14 protein-coding genes and 2 tRNA genes are annotated in these 13,337 nt (G+C 62.7%); 7 read left to right on the top strand and 9 right to left on the bottom strand.

The window, feature by feature from the left end:
- Together AYR66_RS09145 and cueR are read left to right on the top strand one after the other, a co-directional pair.
- On the top strand, positions 1-950 hold a 950-nt coding region (locus AYR66_RS09145; RefSeq protein WP_141104195.1), incomplete at its 5' end, for an HAD-IC family P-type ATPase.
- 11 nt (positions 951-961) lie between these two features.
- Positions 962-1,372, top strand: a complete 411-nt coding sequence (cueR, locus tag AYR66_RS09140) for a Cu(I)-responsive transcriptional regulator (RefSeq protein ID WP_088707239.1) — start codon at positions 962-964, stop codon at positions 1,370-1,372.
- A 40-nt stretch (positions 1,373-1,412) separates the two neighbouring features.
- Here the strand turns inward: cueR and AYR66_RS09135 are convergent, their stop codons facing one another.
- The 7 genes from AYR66_RS09135 to AYR66_RS09105 all read right to left on the bottom strand — a co-directional run bounded on the left by AYR66_RS09135 (position 1,413) and on the right by AYR66_RS09105 (position 6,087).
- On the bottom strand, positions 1,413-1,619 hold the full coding sequence (locus tag AYR66_RS09135; RefSeq protein WP_088707238.1) for a cation transporter: 207 nt from the start codon (positions 1,617-1,619) through the stop codon (positions 1,413-1,415).
- Positions 1,620-1,719: 100 nt separating this feature from the next.
- Positions 1,720-1,794 (bottom strand) — tRNA-Thr (locus tag AYR66_RS09130).
- 88 nt (positions 1,795-1,882) lie between these two features.
- Positions 1,883-1,958: transfer RNA gene (locus tag AYR66_RS09125), tRNA-Lys, on the bottom strand.
- A gap of 55 nt (positions 1,959-2,013) precedes the next feature.
- Complete coding sequence (tfpB, locus tag AYR66_RS09120) at positions 2,014-3,822, bottom strand: type IV pilus assembly ATPase TfpB (protein WP_474647529.1); 1,809 nt, start codon at positions 3,820-3,822, stop codon at positions 2,014-2,016.
- A complete protein-coding gene (locus AYR66_RS09115) occupies positions 3,819-4,649 on the bottom strand; it encodes a spermine/spermidine synthase domain-containing protein (protein WP_088707236.1) in 831 nt (276 codons plus the stop codon). The genes tfpB and AYR66_RS09115 overlap by 4 nt, the downstream gene beginning before the upstream one ends.
- 29 nt (positions 4,650-4,678) lie before the next feature.
- Positions 4,679-5,152: a DNA-deoxyinosine glycosylase gene (locus tag AYR66_RS09110; protein WP_088709706.1), complete on the bottom strand. Its 474-nt coding sequence runs from the start codon at positions 5,150-5,152 to the stop codon at positions 4,679-4,681.
- Positions 5,153-5,202: 50 nt separating this feature from the next.
- Entirely contained in the window at positions 5,203-6,087 is an 885-nt protein-coding gene (locus tag AYR66_RS09105) for a lytic transglycosylase domain-containing protein (protein ID WP_088707235.1), read from the bottom strand.
- Between the two features lie 159 nt (positions 6,088-6,246).
- Between AYR66_RS09105 and AYR66_RS09100 the strand changes: the two genes are divergently transcribed.
- From AYR66_RS09100 to AYR66_RS09090, 3 genes are all read left to right on the top strand, one after another.
- Positions 6,247-6,996 (top strand): SDR family oxidoreductase, encoded by a 750-nt coding sequence (locus tag AYR66_RS09100; protein WP_088707234.1) that lies wholly within the window; start codon positions 6,247-6,249, stop codon positions 6,994-6,996.
- 75 nt (positions 6,997-7,071) lie between these two features.
- Entirely contained in the window at positions 7,072-7,515 is a 444-nt protein-coding gene (locus tag AYR66_RS09095) for an Mpo1 family 2-hydroxy fatty acid dioxygenase (protein ID WP_088707233.1), read from the top strand.
- A 7-nt stretch (positions 7,516-7,522) separates the two neighbouring features.
- Positions 7,523-8,560 (top strand): 2-dehydropantoate 2-reductase, encoded by a 1,038-nt coding sequence (locus AYR66_RS09090; protein ID WP_088707232.1) that lies wholly within the window; start codon positions 7,523-7,525, stop codon positions 8,558-8,560.
- Here the strand turns inward: AYR66_RS09090 and AYR66_RS09085 are convergent.
- Positions 8,550-9,134, bottom strand: a complete 585-nt coding sequence (locus AYR66_RS09085) for a TetR/AcrR family transcriptional regulator (protein ID WP_088707231.1) — start codon at positions 9,132-9,134, stop codon at positions 8,550-8,552. The two genes, AYR66_RS09090 and AYR66_RS09085, sit on opposite strands and share 11 nt — an antisense overlap.
- A gap of 70 nt (positions 9,135-9,204) precedes the next feature.
- Between AYR66_RS09085 and AYR66_RS09080 the strand changes: the two genes are divergently transcribed.
- Positions 9,205-10,092, top strand: coding sequence for an alpha/beta hydrolase family protein (locus AYR66_RS09080; RefSeq protein ID WP_088707230.1), 888 nt, complete (start codon positions 9,205-9,207; stop codon positions 10,090-10,092).
- A 63-nt stretch (positions 10,093-10,155) separates the two neighbouring features.
- Here AYR66_RS09080 and htpG read toward each other — a convergent pair whose 3' ends face one another.
- On the bottom strand, positions 10,156-12,063 hold the full coding sequence (gene htpG / locus AYR66_RS09075) for a molecular chaperone HtpG (RefSeq protein WP_088707229.1): 1,908 nt from the start codon (positions 12,061-12,063) through the stop codon (positions 10,156-10,158).
- A gap of 259 nt (positions 12,064-12,322) precedes the next feature.
- Here htpG and AYR66_RS09070 point away from each other — a divergent pair.
- Positions 12,323-13,337 (top strand): efflux RND transporter periplasmic adaptor subunit (locus AYR66_RS09070; protein ID WP_088709705.1); only part of this gene is annotated, 1,015 nt, incomplete at its 3' end.

The raw sequence follows: 13,337 nt of genomic DNA, 5'->3' as shown, positions 1-13,337 counted from the left end.
CGGTAACGACCGTGGTGTTCGACAAAACCGGCACGCTGACCGAAGGCCGCCCGGTGCTGACGGAAGCGGTCCCGAACGGCATGTCGGCGGACGAACTGGTCCGGCTCGCCGCCGCCGTCCAGCAAGGGAGCGAACATCCGTTGGCCCGTGCGGTGGTGGAAGCGGCGAAGGCGAAGGGTATTGCGATTCCGCCGGCCGGGCAGGTGACGGCGCTGCCGGGACGCGGCGTTGCTGCCATGGTCGACGGACGTGCGCTCAAACTTGGCAGCTCGCGACTGTTGCAGGAAACCGGAATCGATCCGGGCCCGCTCGCCGCGGATGCCGGCGCGCTCGAGCAGAAGGGGAACACGGTCTCCTGGCTGATGGCGGATGACGGTACGCAGCGCCTGCTCGGCCTGCTTGCCTTCGGCGACCGCGTCAAGCCGGCAGCGGCTCGTGCGGTGTCCCGGCTTCATGCGCTGGGTGTGAAAACCGTCCTGCTGACCGGCGACAACAAGGGCAGCGCGGCGGCAGTGGGCAGTACGCTCGGCATCGACCAGGTCATCGCCGAAGTGCTGCCTTCGGACAAGGCCGACAAGGTCAACAGCCTGAAGCGTGAAGGCCAGGTGGTGGCGATGGTCGGCGACGGCATCAACGATGCGCCGGCGCTGGCAGCGGCCGACGTCGGCTTCGCGATGGCGACCGGCACCGACGTGGCGATGCATGCCGCCGGCGTGACGCTCATGCGCGGCGAACCGGCGCTGGTGCCGGATGCCATCGACATTTCGCGGCGTACCTACAGCAAGATCCGGCAGAACCTGTTCTGGGCGTTCATCTACAACCTGGTAGGGATTCCGCTGGCGGCGTTCGGCCTGCTCAACCCGGTCATTGCGGGGGCGGCGATGGCCTTCAGTTCGGTCAGCGTGATCACCAATGCATTGTTGCTGCGCCGCTGGAAAGCGGCTGAATAAAGGAGGGGAAAATGAATATCGGCGAAGCTTCCAAGGCATCCGGCGTGACGGCCAAGATGATCCGCTATTACGAGAGCATCGACCTGATCAAGGCCGGCAAGCGTACCGATTCCGGGTACCGGATCTACGGTGAGAATGACGTGCACACGCTGCGCTTCATCAAGCGGGCGCGCAACCTGGGTTTTTCACTGGAGCATATCAAGGACCTGCTGTCGCTGTGGCAGGATCCGCAGCGCGCGAGCGCGGATGTGAAGGCGATCGCGCGGTCGCACCTGGAAGAACTGGAGATGCGGATCAGGGAGTTGACGGAGATGCGGGATACCTTGAAGCATCTCGAGCATGCGTGCTCGGGGGATCAGCGGCCGGAATGTCCTATCCTGCATGGACTTGAGGCGATGGGCGGGAAGGCGGCTTGCCATTGAGGCGCCGTCCGGGTGCGGCGGATGCCGCACCCTTTGCAGTTTACCGTTCGGCGCTCGCCAGCACGTCGTAACCTGCATCCTCAACCGCCGCCTTGATGTCCTCCAGTGGCACGCTGGAATTCACCAGCACCTTCTTCTGCGGAAGATCCACTTCAACCTTGGCAGCTGCATCAACGGCCTGGACCGACTTCGTGACCGCGCTGACGCAGTGGCCACAGCTCATTCCTTCAACTTTCAATTCATACATGTTGGGCTCCGGTTGTGAGAATCATGGCAACCATTGTGACGGTATCCCACGCGGGAAGGTCAAGTGCCTGGATCAAAATAAGGTACGGATAGGGAAGTGATGGTGCCCATGGGCAGGATTGAACTGCCGACCTCTCCCTTACCAAGGGAGTGCTCTGCCACTGAGCTACATGGGCACGATCCGGAGCCATTGCAAAATGGCCACCTGAAAGGCGGGGCAACAAAAAGCCCGGTCAAGAGACCGGGCTAGATGTTTGAAACTGTTGGTAGGCCGTGTAGGGATCGAACCTACGACCAACGGATTAAGAGTCCGCTGCTCTACCAGCTGAGCTAACGACCCAACGAAGACAAAAAGTATAGCGTCGAAGGCCTGTTCCGTCAAGTATTGGATTGCATCAGGTCAACGCCGAGGTGACCTTCAGCACCTCTTCCACGGTCGTCACGCCTTCCGCGACCTTCAGGGCGCCGGCCACGCGCAGAGGCTTCATCCCATCCTTGATGCTTTGACTTTTCAGCGCATGGATATCGGTTTCTTCCTTGATCAGGCGCGAGAAGGGCTGGGTAATGGTCAACAGTTCATATAGGCCGGTACGGCCACGGTAGCCCGTCTGACGGCATTCCGGGCAGCCGACAGGGCGGTAGGCGGTTTCTGGTCTGGGAATCTTCCAGCCTTCAGCGAGGCTGTTCCAGGCATCGTCGGAAATCGCGCCGTCGGGCTTCTTGCAATCCGGGCAGAGCGTGCGCACCAGGCGCTGCGCCATGATGCCGATCAGGGTCGCTTCCAGCAGGTAATAGGGCACACCGAGTTCGAGCAGGCGCATCACCGCGGACGGCGCGTCGTTGGTGTGCAGCGTCGACAGCACGAGGTGGCCGGTGAGGGCGGCCTGGATCGCCATTTCGGCGGTTTCGAGGTCGCGGATTTCGCCGACCATGATGATGTCCGGGTCCTGGCGCATCAGTGCACGTACGCCGTCGGCGAAGGACAGGTCGATGCCGTGTTGCACCTGCATCTGGTTGAACGAGCCTTCGACCATTTCGATCGGGTCTTCCACCGTGCAGACATTCACTTCGGCGGTCGCAAGCGCCTTGAGTGTAGTGTACAGCGTGGTCGTCTTGCCGGAACCGGTGGGGCCGGTGACGAGGATGATGCCGTGCGGACGGGCGGTGAGGCTGTCCCAGCGTTTGGCGTCGTCGGGCGGGAAGCCGAGTTCGGGCAGCGTCTTGACCACGACTTCGGGGTCGAAGATACGCATCACCAGCTTTTCGCCGAAGGCGGTCGGCATGGTTGACAGGCGCAATTCGATTTCCTGGCCGCCGGCGGTGCGCGTCTTGATGCGGCCATCCTGCGGGCGGCGCTTCTCGACCACGTCCATGCGGCCGAGCAGCTTGATGCGCGCGGTCATCGCGATCATCACTGCCGCCGGCACCTGGTACACCTGGTGCAGGATGCCGTCGATGCGGAAGCGGATGGCGCCGAGGTCGCGCTTGGGTTCGAGGTGGATGTCCGACGCGCGCTGTTCGAACGCGTATTGCCACAGCCAGTCGACGATGTTGACCACGTGCTGGTCGTTGGCGTCGAGCGACTTGTTGGATTTGCCGAGTTCGACCAGCTGTTCGAAATTGTTGCGCAGCGCTGTGTCGTGCTGGCCGTGCTTGCTGGCGCCCTTGATCGACTTCGCAAGCGTGAAGAACTGTGCGGTGTACTGCGCGATGTCGAGCGGATTGGACACCACGACTTTCACGTTGCGCCGCGTGACCTTGCTGATTTCGGCTTCCCATTCGATGGCGAAGGGTTCGGCAGTCGCGATCACGACGTCAGTCGGCGTCAGCTCGACCGGCAGGATGTTGAAGCGGGCGGCATAGGTGGCCGACATGACATCGGCCACGCGCGTGAAATCGATCTTGAGCGGGTCGATGCGGAAGAAGGGCACCCTGGCTTTGCCTGCCATCCATTCCGACAGCGCGTCCAGTGTCAGCAGCTTGTGCGGGGGGGCGGTCGAGGTCAGCTTGATCTGGGCGATCGCGATGAGCGGATGCATGCTCGCCGATGCATTGCGCAGCAGTGCCTGCGCTTCGTTGTAGCGTGCCTTGACGTCGGCCTTGTCGATCATGCCGTCCGCCAGCAGCCAGCTGAACAGCTGGTGGAGGTCGAGCGTCTTGTGGGCCGGCTTGTGGGCGGCGTGGTGTTCCACTCGGGCGTTCAAGATGTCTTGCTCCTCCTGGGTTTTTCCTGTTCGGCCAGGCGTGACTTGATGCCGTTGACCCAGCCCTTGGCGGGAAGCTTGGTCGCAGTGTTGATCTGGCCGGCGCGTTCATACAGCGCTTCAAAGTCCAGCTCGCGGCGCCTGTTGAATCCAATCGCCACCACATTGCCTTCATGGCAGGGCGGCATGCAAATGACGTCGGTGAAGGCGTGCTTGAGCGCCTTGATGTTCTTCGCGTAGCTCGGATGGTCGCCGAACAGGTTGACGGTGAGGATGCCTTCCGGTTGGAGGCAGGCAGAACAGGCTTCGTAGAACTCCGGTGTGTCCAGCACCGGGCCCTGCACCAGCGCATCATAAAGGTCGACCTGGAGGACGTCGAGCTTGCCGTGGTTGTTGGCGTCCGTGACGAAATCCATCGCATCCATTTCGACGACGGACAGACGGTCATCATCGGGCGGCAGGCGGAACATGGTGCGGCAGACCGAGATCACCTGGGGATTGAGGTCGACTGCGGTGACCTGCGCCTCTGCAAACTGGCGATAGCAGAACTTGGTCAGTGCACCGGTGCCCAGGCCGAGCTGGACGATGTATTGCGGATTCTCGAGGAAGAGCATCCACGTCATCATCTGCTGCGCGTATTCCAGCTCGATCCAGTCGGGCTTGCGCTTGCGCATGGCGCCCTGGATCCATTCGTTGCCGAAATGGAGGAAGACGACGCCGTCCTGTTCCGACAGGGTGACGGGCGCGAACTTCGGCTTGCGCGGCTTCTTGCCCGGTCCGGCCTTGGTGTTGGACTGGGCTTCCATGGAATTGCGTTTGATGAGCATGCTGCGATCTGAAGGTTGTTTCTGCCATTCTACAGAATGATGTTCTTCCAGAGCGCCAGTTTTTCCTCGAAGGAAAGCTGGGCATTGGCGGGTGACGATGAGGGCAGCACCAGCGTCCTGAACCCCGCCGCCGCGAACACCGGCTCGAAGCGTCCGGAAGTCTTGCCGTTGAAGCAAACTTTTTCCAGCCGCGGGCATTGATGTTTGAGCATCGCGAACTCGTTCGACTGGGCGCGCCGTATGGCGGTATCCAGGCTGCCTTCCCGTTCGCAGGCGGCGATCACGTCCCACAGTCCGATCCGGTGCCCGAGCAGCCGCAGCAGGCGTTGCTCGTAGGGCAGTGACGCGAGGTCGTCCTGCAGGATCGCCGAGAGCAGGCGCCAGAACTGGTTGCGGGGATGGGCATAGTACTGCTGCGCGGCCAGCGAGGCTTCTCCGGGAAAGCTGCCAAGGATGAGGATGCAGGTCTGTTCGTCGGCGACCGGCGGGAAGCCGGTCAACAGGGAGGATGGTGCGGACATGCGTCATTGTAGACGCTGTCCGCGCCATGCTGTCATGCAGGCAGGTCCTCCCCGTTCTGGACCATTTGCGCGAAGTGCAGCACCTTCGGGATGTAGGTCTTGTCGCCGGTCCCGGCCGGGGTGGCATTCGGATTGTTGACGTCGACGCCGTTCTCGCCGGAGTTGTAGCCGCGCAGCGCCAGTTCCCAGGTGCCGAACTTGTCTTTCAACTCCTTCAGGAAGTAAGCCGCTGCCTGGATGTTGGTTTCCGGATCGGACAGGTTCTTGCCTTGCAGTTCCGGATAGGTCTGCTGCAGCTCCGCAAATTTGTTGGGGTTCACTTGCATCAGGCCCTGGTCCGTCAACCCATTGCCGCCATTGACCGATCCGGCCTGGATGTTGCCGCGCGACTCCTGCCACAGCATGCCGGCGAGGATGTCGGCAGGGACGCCGGCCTTTTCCGCTGCCTTTTCGATCATGGGCTTGAATTCCTCGATCGCCTTGCTGGTAGGGCCGCCTTCGCCCGGCGCTCCGGGCGGCGTTTCTCCGGGTGCGCCGTCGGCGCCTGGCGCACCGCCTTCCTGGCCGGTGCCGGGCTGCTTGCCTTGCATCGCATCGAGGGTCAGCTTGATCTGCTTCGCCTCGGCTTCCGCGTGTGCCTTGAGGGCAGGATCCTTCGCATCGTTGGCGCGCTTCTGCGCTTCCTGGTATTTCTCCTGCCATACCCCTTGGACCGGATCCTTCGGCTTGTCGCCGCCGGGGGCCTGCTTATCCTGGCCGGGCAGCGGCCCGACGCTGTCCTTGAGCGCGCTGGCGAGCGGTGCGGGTTTGCCGGGCAGGCTGTCCTTCAACCCGGGTTGTTTAGGGGCGCTCGCCTTCGATTGTGCTGGCGCGGGCGGTTTAGGCGATTTCGGCTTGGGGCTGACTCCGGCGACCATCGTGCAATTCTCCCTTGACTGGACAGCGATGCGTTCGCTGTGAAATTGTTAATATGGCTGGCATCAACGAGTTGTATTCAAGCCACATCGCACATAGGAAAGTTTTTTGAAAATCTCAAGTGCGGTTGACGAATTTCCGTTCGCAAGGAGGAGTGCCAGATGGACAAGAGGGTGATGCTGATTACAGGCGGCAGCCGCGGCATCGGTGCGGCAACCGCCCGCCTGGCTGCGGCACGCGGCTACGCGGTCGCCGTGAACTATGTACATAACAGGCAGGCGGCCGACAACCTCATTGCGAGCATCCGCGCGGACGGTGGAAAAGCGATCGCGGTGCAAGCGGACGTCGCGGTGGAGTCCGACGTCGTACGCATGTTCGTGGAAGTCGACCAGCACCTCGGGACCTTGACCGCGCTGGTCAACAATGCCGGCATCCTTGAGCGGCAGGCGCGCGTGGACGAACTCGATGCGGCACGCCTGGCGCGCATCTTCGCCACCAATGTGACGGGCTGCTTCATTTGCGCCCGCGAGGCGGTGCGGCGCATGTCGACCCGGCACGGCGGATCCGGCGGCGTGATCGTCAACCTGTCGTCGATAGCCGCACGCCTCGGTGCGCCTGCCGAATACGTTGACTATGCCGCCTCCAAGGGCGCGGTCGACACGATGACGATCGGCCTCGCCAAGGAAGTCGCGGCGGAGGGCGTCCGCGTCAACGGCGTGCGGCCCGGGGTGATCTACACCGAGATCCACGCCAGCGGCGGCGAGCCGGGGCGGGTCGATCGCGTCAAGGATGCGGTGCCGATGAAGCGCGGCGGCGAAGCGGAGGAAGTGGCGCAGGCCATTCTCTGGCTGCTTTCCGACGAGGCCTCGTATGTAACCGGCACCTTCGTCGATGTGACGGGCGGGCGCTAAGCAAAAGTCCGGCTAACGAACTAAGATACTTCCACAGAGCGGACATACGCAGCCGCCATATCACAGGAGACAGCCATGCAAGGTATTGCGCCAAGACAAATCGAGTCGTTGCTCGCCAAGTATTCCGAAAGCCACCTGAATCCGACGAACGAGATCATCCACTTCGTCTGCATTCCGCTGATCGTCTTTTCCCTGCTCGGCATGCTGTGGGCCGGCCATCCGCTGGCCGCGCTGGCCGTGACCGTCGCCAGCCTGGTGTATTACTTCCGGCTGTCGGTGCCGTTCGCCTTCGGCATGTTGCTGATGTCGGGCATGATGCTGTGGATCCTGTCCATCCTGCCGCAGGCATATATGCTGGAAATCTCGCTCGGCGTCTTCGTGGTTGCCTGGATCGGCCAGTTCATCGGTCACAAGATCGAGGGCAAGAAGCCGTCCTTCTTCGACGACCTGCGCTTCTTGCTGATCGGGCCGTTGTTTGTGCTGAGTTTCCTCTACCGTCGCTTCCACATCGCATACTGAGCGGCGCATGAAAATCGTCGTCTTCGGTGCCGGCTCGATCGGCGTGTATGTCGGCTGCTCGCTGCTGGAGGCGGGCGCCGACGTATTGCTGGTCGGGCGTGCGCGCATGGGGGAGCGCATCGCAAAACACGGTGTCGTGCTGACCGACCAGCTGGGCCGACGCACGGAATTTGACGGCGGCAGCATTCCCTGGTGCGAAGATCCCGGCCGGCTCGCCGAGGCGGATCTCATCCTCGTCACCGTCAAGAGCGCCGACACAGCCGCCGCAGCCGATGCCATCCATGCCTACGCCAGGCCGTCCGCGCTGGTGCTCAGCCTGCAGAACGGTGTCGGCAACGTGGCGACGCTGCGCGGCAGGCTCAAGGGCATGGTCGTGGCCGGCGGGATGGTGCCGTTCAACGTCGTGCAGATGGAGGATGGCCGTTTCCATCGCGGCACGGAAGGGGAATTGATGGTCGAGGCGCTGCCGGCCATCGGCCAATGGCAGGCGGTGTTCGAGAAGGCGCATCTGCCACTCGTCGAGTGCGCGGACTTCGCCAGCGTCCAGTGGGGCAAGCTCCTGCTCAACCTGAATAATCCCGTGAATGCCCTGTCCGGGCTGCCGCTGAAAGCGGAACTGTCGCAGCGCGCCTACCGGCGCTCCCTCGCGCTGCTCATCGAGGAGGCGCTGGATGTGCTGCAGGCGGCGGACATTGCGCCGGCAAAGGTCGCGCGCGTCGCGCCCGGGCTGCTGCCGCGCATCCTCCGCCTTCCGGACTGGCTGTTCAAGCGGGTCGCGGGCGCCATGCTGCGCATCGACCCCGAAGCGCGGTCGTCGATGTGGGAAGACCTGCAGGCGGGCCGGCGTACCGAGATCGATTACCTGAACGGCGCGGTGGTCTCGCTTGCCCGCTCGCTGGGCCGCAAGGCGCCGGCGAACGAGCGGGTCGTCGAACTCATCCGCCGCGCCGAATCCGGCAAGGGCAAGGAGCTGGACGGCGCCGTGCTGTACCACCTGCTGAGTACGCCGTCCCTGGCGGGCGTGGTGGCGGGCATCAAGGCTTGACCGTGCTCCAGGCCGCTTCCGCCAGGACCTCCCGGTAAGCCTTGATATCGGTTCTTGCGCGGCCCGACAGCCACATCCGCGCATAGTCGTGCGCCGCCCCGGTGATCAGCGAGGCGTAGAGTTCCTGCGGCACTTTCTTCAGTTCGCCACGCGCGACGTAGGGCTGGAACCACGCCAGGATTTCCGTGTACTGCTTGCGCGTGCGTTCCTTCAGTTCATCGGCCTGCGGCGTCTTCGCGAGCACGCTGCGGTTGTACAGCACGAAGCGCGCCTTGTCGGGATTCGCCGATACCCAGTCGATGTAGGCGAACGCGATCGCCTTTACGCCATCCTCCGCCGTGCGCGCCTTTTCCAGCAGCGATTGCTGCCACGCGTGGTGCTCGACCAGCGCTTCGACGTACAGCGTCGCGGCGATGCTCTCCTTGTTGCCGAAATGGTGATACATGCTGCCCACGCTCGCCTGCGAGCGTTCGCGGATCATCTCGATGGTCGTGGCTTCGACGCCGTGTTCGGTGAAGCAGGCGAGGGCGGCGTCGAGGATTTCCTGCTTCCTGTTCTTTTTGGTCGTGGTCATGGCGTTCCGGTCGTTTGACTGGAATTATATTCTAGAATAATATTCTAGTGGCCCATCCAAGGAGACACGCATGGAATCGATCACGATCCGCACTGACGACGGTTTTAAACTGGCAGCAAGACGCTTCTCACCCGAAGGCAAGCCGCGCGGCGTCGTCGTGCTGTCCAATGCGATGGGCGTGAAGCAGGACTTTTATTTCCCATTCGCGCAATTCCTTGCCGCCCAGGGATATGCCGCGCTGACCTTCGATTACCGCGGCTCCGGCGCGTCGATCCCCGAACGCTTCAAGCGCTCGCTGCGCGGTTTCGAAGCCGACCTGTTCATCTGGGCCGGCCGGGACTACAACGCGGCCTTGCGCGCGGCGAAGGCCTGGCAGCCGGAGGTGCCGCTGCTGGTGGTCGGTCATTCGCTCGGCGGGCAACTGCCCGGCCTGCTTCCGGACCGGCAGCTGATCGATGGCATCGTCACCGTCGCCTCCGGTAGCGGTTACTGGAAGCGCAACGCGCCGCAACTGCGGCGCATCGTCTGGTTCATGTGGTATGTCGCGGTGCCACTGTACACGCGGTTGTTCGGCTACTTCCCCGGCAAGAAGGTGAGGATGGTCGGCGACTTGCCGAAGGGCGTGATCTTCCAGTGGGCGCAATGGTGCAAGAGCCCGCACTACGTGGTCGACCGCAAGGGCGAGCCGATTCGTGCCGGCTATGAAGACATCCGCGCGCCCATCCTCGCGATGAGCTTCACCGATGATGAAATGATGAGCAGGTGGAGCATCGACAGCATGCACGGCAAATACCGGAATGCGGCAGTCGAGCACAGGTACATCGCGCCGCAGGACGTGCAGGCGAAGCGGGTGGGGCACTTTGGATTCTTCAGGCCGGAATTCCGGGAGACGCTGTGGCGGGATGCGGTGATGTGGATGGAGCAGCGGGTGCAGAGGGGGAACGTGCTGCGGGCGTAACGGTGCGCGCGGCGCACCCTCCAAAGAAATAGGGCTGCCGTGTCGGGCAGCCCTTTGCTTTGATTACTTCGTGTTAAGCAGCATCTCGTTCAAGCGCTTCACGAACCCGGCCGGGTCGGCAAGCGTTCCGCCCTCGGCCAGCGCGGCCTGGTCGAACAGGATGTGCGACCAGTCGCCGAATTTCGCCTCTTCATACTTCAGGCGCTGCACCAGCGCATGGTTCGGGTTGATTTCAAGGATCGGCTTGCTTTCCGGCGCATTCTGGCCGGCGGCCTTCAGCATGCGGATCAGGTTGCCCGACAGTTCATGCTCGTCGGCCACGAGGCAGGCCGGCGAATCGGTCAGGCGGAAGGTGACGCGCACGTCCTTGGCCTTGTCGGCCAGCGCGGTCTTCATCTTCTCGACCAGGTCCTTGTATTCGGTCTCGGTCTTCTCGTGCTCCTTCTTCTCGGCTTCGTCTTCCAGCTTGCCGAGGTCGAGGTCGCCCTTGGCCACCGACACCAGTTCCTTGCCTTCCACTTCGTGCAGGAAGGACAGCATCCACTCATCCACGCGGTCGGTCATCAGCAGCACTTCGACGCCCTTCTTGCGGAAGATTTCGAGGTGCGGACTGTTCTTCGCGGCGGCGTAGTTGTCGGCGGTGACGTAGTAAATCTTGTCCTGGCCTTCCTTCATGCGGCCGATGTAATCGTCGAAGGACACGTTCTGCGCGTCGTTGTCGTTGTGCGTGGACGCGAAGCGCAGCAGCTTGGCGATGCGTTCCTTGTTGGCATGGTCTTCGCCGACGCCTTCCTTGAGCACCTGGCCGAATTCCTTCCAGAAGGTTGCGTACTTGTCCTTCTGTTCCTGGTCGTCGCTGTTGGCCAGCTCTTCCAGCAGGCCGAGCACGCGCTTGGTCGAGCCTTCGCGGATCACCTTCACGTCGCGCGATTCCTGCAGGATTTCACGCGACACGTTCAGCGGCAGGTCGGAGGAATCGATCACGCCCTTCACAAAACGCAGGTAGACCGGCATGAGCTGCTCGGCGTCGTCCATGATGAAGACGCGCTTGACGTACAGCTTGATGCCGCCGCGCTTGTTGCGGTCCCACAGGTCGAACGGCGCGCGCTTCGGCACGTAGAGCAGCTGGATGTATTCGCTGCGGCCTTCGACGCGGTTGTGGGTGTGCGCGAGCGGTTCCTCGAAGTCGTGCGACACGTGCTTGTAGAACTCAGTGTACTGCTCCGGCGTGATGTCGCTCTTGCTGCGCGTCCACAGCGCGCTGGCCTGGTTGACGGTCTCGAACTCGTCCTTGAGGACGGTTTCCTTCTTCTCGTCGTCCCATTCTTCCTTCTTCATCAGGATGGGCAGGGAGATGTGGTCGGAGTACTTGCGAATGATGGATTTCAGCTTCCACACGGACAGCAGCTCGTCCTCGCCCTCGCGCAGGTGCAGGGTGATGTCGGTGCCGCGGGCGGACTTGTCGATCTGCTCGACGGTGAAGTCGCCTTCGCCGGCCGATTCCCAGCGCACGCCCTCGGACGCAGCCAGTCCGGCGCGGCGGGTGTCGACGGTGATCCTGTCGGCGACGATGAAGCCGGAGTAGAAGCCCACGCCGAACTGGCCGATCAGCGCCGCATCCTTCTGCTGGTCGCCGGACAGGCGCGAGAAGAATTCTTTGGTGCCCGACTTGGCGATGGTGCCGAGGTGCTCGATGGCTTCGTCGCGGCTCATGCCGATGCCGTTGTCAGAAATGGTGACGGTGCGGGCTGCCTTGTCAAACGTGACCTTGATCTGCAGTTCCGGATCGTTTTCGAACAGCGCGGCATTGTTGATCGCTTCGAAGCGCAGCTTGTCCGACGCGTCGGATGCGTTGGAGATCAGTTCGCGCAGGAAGATTTCCTTGTTGGAGTACAAGGAGTGAATCATCAACTGCAGCAACTGCTTCACTTCTGCCTGAAAACCCAGGGTTTGCTTTTCGGCTACGGTCATTTTTACCTCTTGAGTTTGAAATATTGGGGGGCGATGGACTTTTGCCCATATGGGGATGGCTTGAAGTATTTCAAGGCCGACATGCCTTTGTCTTTCCGGGCTGAACATTTCGATACAAATCAGCCCCTTATTGAAAACTGCCCGATACAAGAAGACGAGAACATGTCGCAACGCCCGCCCGGGGAGGCGGGGATTCGCCTTGGCACGACACGTGATTGCCGGATGGGGCCGGGCGATGTTTTCAGGTACGGGAAGAATAATGAAATTGCAAGATTTTCAAGAAGGCAGCCAGCACACCGGGCAGGCAGGGAAGCCCACACGGCGCAAATCCTTCATTGGTGTCGTGCTGGCCCTGCTCATGCTGGTCGTGCTCGGCGGTCTCGCGTGGTACCTGACGCACCGGACGGACGAGGGCGCGACAGGTTCGGGCGGACGGCGCTCGCCGCCGCCGACCACGGTCGGCGTGGCGGCGGCGGAGAAGACGTCCATTCCGGTCATGATCGATGCGCTGGGGACGGTGAGCGCCGCCGCGACGGCCACCGTGCGCGCACAGGTGGCCGGCGTGCTCCAGCAAGTGCATTTTCGCGAAGGCGACATGGTGAAGGCGGGCCAGCTGCTGGCGACGATCGACCCTCGCCAGTTCGAGATGTCGCTGCAGCAGGCGACGGGACAGCGCAAGCGCGATGAAGCCCAGCTGGAAAATGCGCGCCTGACGCTGGAACGCTACCAAACCTTGCTGGCGCAGGATTCGATCGCCCGCCAGGACGTCGATACCCAGGCGGCGCTGGTCAGGCAGCTGGAAGGCACGGTGGTCGCCGATCACGCGAATGAGGGCACCGCGCGCCTGAACCTCGGCTATACCCGGGTCACCGCGCCGATCGGCGGCCGGGTCGGCCTGCGCGTGGTGGATATCGGCAACATGGTCGGCCCGGGCGACACGGCGGGCATCGCCGTCATTACCCAGACCGAACCCATCGATGTCGAATTCGCCGTGCCCCAGGACCGCATCGGCGAATTGCGCGCCCGCATCAATGAAGGGGCAAAGCTGCCGGTCGCCGCCCTTGACCGCGCGCGTACGAACACCCTCGATACCGGCACGTTCCTGGCGATGGACAACCAGGTCGATGTGCAGACCGGCACGGTGCGCGCCAAGGCACGCTTCGCCAATACCGGCCATGCGCTGTTCCCCAGCCAGTTCGTGAATGTGCGCCTGGAGTTGCGCAAGGTCGAGGATGCGGTGGTGGTCCCGGTCAATGCGCTGCGCCACGGCAGCA

The sequence above is a fragment of the Noviherbaspirillum denitrificans genome (assembly GCF_002211445.1).
GTDB classification, from domain to species: Bacteria; Pseudomonadota; Gammaproteobacteria; order Burkholderiales; family Burkholderiaceae_D; genus Noviherbaspirillum; species Noviherbaspirillum denitrificans.
Note: the sequence above shows the minus strand (reverse complement) of the source record. Positions and strands in the feature narration are given on the sequence as shown.